Below are 1,354 nucleotides of genomic sequence, written 5' to 3'. Positions count from 1 at the left end.
AAGTGAACGGCATTAACGCTAGGCGTGGTCTATTGCTTGGCTACTTCTCGATTTTAATATTTTCGACTCGGGCCTTCAATTTTTGTCCCGGTCTAAAAGTAACAACACGTCGAGCAGAAATTGGAATGTCTTCACCAGTTTTCGGGTTACGACCAGGTCGCTCGTTTTTCTCACGAAGATCAAAGTTACCAAAACCAGACAGTTTTACCTGTTCGCCATTTTCAAGTGCCTTACGAACTTCTTCGAAAAACACTTCAACCGTTTCCTTGGCATCCCGCTTGCTGTATCCGAGTGTTTCAAACAGGTTCTCAGCCAAATCGGCTTTAGTGAGTGCCATAAAACTTTCCTCAAAGCTATGTTATACATTGCTACCATCTTCAGTAGCGCCAAAGCATTTACCCTATTCAATCAATGAGATAAGGTCATTTACAAGGAAAGTGTATGCCAAGCTTCTGATTTTCGCCAACTTTTTTATCTCATCAATTTAATTATTCTTTCAAATCAGGAAGATAACTCCCTTGTAAAGTCACATATATAGCTAAAAAACACCTAACCAACAGGTACGATGTGATATTATATCCCGAAAAATTCAACATAATAAGAATTTAAAACTTTAGTGTTCTAAAAGATAATTTTTGAGACCTCTATCCTATACCCAATAAAATCAGCCACTTGATTTGATATCAAACTCAACAGAGGTTACTAAGTAACCATTATTAAATATGATATTTGTATCATTTCAGAATTTAATTCGAATTAGTCAATCCTTTCGACAATGCTATTCTGCTGTGTTTTTAGAAAACGCTCAATCAATCGTCTTTATTTCCCTAAGAGGTCTTACGGTTGTCTTAGCAGGCTTCACTATCAAACCTATACCGACTAGAAACAGTACAGATGCCACAACTTGAGCGACTGATAGCACCTCGTCATACATAAAGTAACCACTGATCAATGCGAAGATAGGTACTAGCAAGGTTAACGGCGCTGTCGTGCTTAACGGATATTGAATTAACAGTTTATTCCACACCCAGTAACCGAATAGCGTGGTTGGGTAAGCCTGAAACAACACAGCAATCGTTGCGTTCCAATCCCATTGTTCTATCGCCTGCCAAATAATTTGGTCACCGTGCAGCATCACCGCAAACAACACTAATGGAACTGGCGCAAATAGCATGCCCCACACGTTAAACGCAAAAGCCTGAGTGGTTTTAGACGCTTTAACAATCACGCCCATTAACGTCCAACTACACGCTGCGATCATAATAAGAATCACGCCATTAACAGTGACATTGCCCGTTGCTGCGGAAACCAGCACCGCCAACGCGCACATCGCTAACATCGCACCCATTAACTT

The 1,354-nt window shown here is 40.4% G+C and carries 2 protein-coding genes; both read right to left on the bottom strand.

Annotation, left to right across the window (positions count from 1 at the left end; translation table 11 throughout):
• Window positions 1-40: 40 nt before the first annotated feature.
• Window positions 41-337 (bottom strand): integration host factor subunit alpha, encoded by a 297-nt coding sequence (ihfA, locus tag AB4589_RS21220; RefSeq protein WP_004734853.1) that lies wholly within the window; start codon window positions 335-337, stop codon window positions 41-43.
• A 468-nt stretch (window positions 338-805) separates the two neighbouring features.
• On the bottom strand, window positions 806-1,354 hold a 549-nt coding region (locus tag AB4589_RS21215), incomplete at its 5' end, for a DMT family transporter (protein ID WP_372101642.1).

The sequence above is a fragment of the Vibrio sp. 10N.222.49.A3 genome (assembly GCF_041475145.1).
Classification (GTDB): Bacteria; Pseudomonadota; Gammaproteobacteria; order Enterobacterales; family Vibrionaceae; genus Vibrio; species Vibrio tasmaniensis_A.
Note: the sequence above shows the minus strand (reverse complement) of the source record. Positions and strands in the feature narration are given on the sequence as shown.